Below are 1,344 nucleotides of genomic sequence, written 5' to 3' on the forward strand. Positions count from 1 at the left end.
GGAGTGTGTTTGTATGTGTTGCTCCTTAGAAAGGAGGTGATCCAGCCGCACCTTCCGGTACGGCTACCTTGTTACGACTTAGTCCCAATCACCGGTCCCACCTTCGACGGCTCCCCCCACAAGGGTTAGGCCACCGGCTTCGGGTGTTACCGACTTTCGTGACTTGACGGGCGGTGTGTACAAGGCCCGGGAACGTATTCACCGCAGCGTTGCTGATCTGCGATTACTAGCGACTCCGACTTCACGTAGTCGAGTTGCAGACTACGATCCGAACTGAGACCGGCTTTAAGGGATTCGCTCCACCTCACGGCATCGCCACCCTCTGTACCGACCATTGTAGCATGCGTGAAGCCCAAGACATAAAGGGCATGATGATTTGACGTCATCCCCACCTTCCTCCGAGTTGACCCCGGCAGTCTCCTATGAGTTCCCACCATCACGTGCTGGCAACATAGAACGAGGGTTGCGCTCGTTGCGGGACTTAACCCAACATCTCACGACACGAGCTGACGACAACCATGCACCACCTGTACACCAGCCCCGAAGGGCGCACCTATCTCTAGGCGATTCCAGTGCATGTCAAGCCTTGGTAAGGTTCTTCGCGTTGCATCGAATTAATCCGCATGCTCCGCCGCTTGTGCGGGCCCCCGTCAATTCCTTTGAGTTTTAGCCTTGCGGCCGTACTCCCCAGGCGGGGAACTTAATGCGTTAGCTACGGCGCGGAATCCGTGGAATGGACCCCACACCTAGTTCCCAACGTTTACGGCATGGACTACCAGGGTATCTAATCCTGTTCGCTCCCCATGCTTTCGCTCCTCAGCGTCAGTAACAGCCCAGAGTCCCGCCTTCGCCACCGGTGTTCCTCCTGATATCTGCGCATTTCACCGCTACACCAGGAATTCCAGACTCCCCTACTGCACTCCAGTCTGCCCGTACCCACTGCACGCGCACCGTTAAGCGGCACGATTCCACAGCAGACGCGACAAACCACCTACGAGCTCTTTACGCCCAATAATTCCGGACAACGCTTGTACCCTACGTATTACCGCGGCTGCTGGCACGTAGTTAGCCGGTACTTCTTCTGCAGGTACCGTCACCCAAAGGCTTCTTCCCTACTGAAAGAGGTTTACAACCCGAAGGCCGTCATCCCCCACGCGGCGTCGCTGCATCAGGGTTTCCCCCATTGTGCAATATTCCCCACTGCTGCCTCCCGTAGGAGTCTGGGCCGTGTCTCAGTCCCAGTGTGGCCGGTCGCCCTCTCAGGCCGGCTACCCGTCGTCGTCTTGGTAGGCCATTACCCCACCAACAAACTGATAGGCCGCGAGCCCATCCCCAACCGAAAAA

Annotated in this window: 1 rRNA gene; it reads right to left on the bottom strand. The window is 57.3% G+C overall.

Annotated features, from left to right (window positions below):
• Positions 1 to 29 precede the first annotated feature (29 nt).
• A 16S ribosomal RNA gene (locus HMPREF3092_RS10370) occupies positions 30 to 1,344 on the bottom strand; the annotation flags it as partial.

Origin of the sequence: Brevibacterium sp. HMSC24B04 (assembly GCF_001806835.1) — a bacterium.
Classification (GTDB): Bacteria; Actinomycetota; Actinomycetes; order Actinomycetales; family Brevibacteriaceae; genus Brevibacterium; species Brevibacterium ravenspurgense.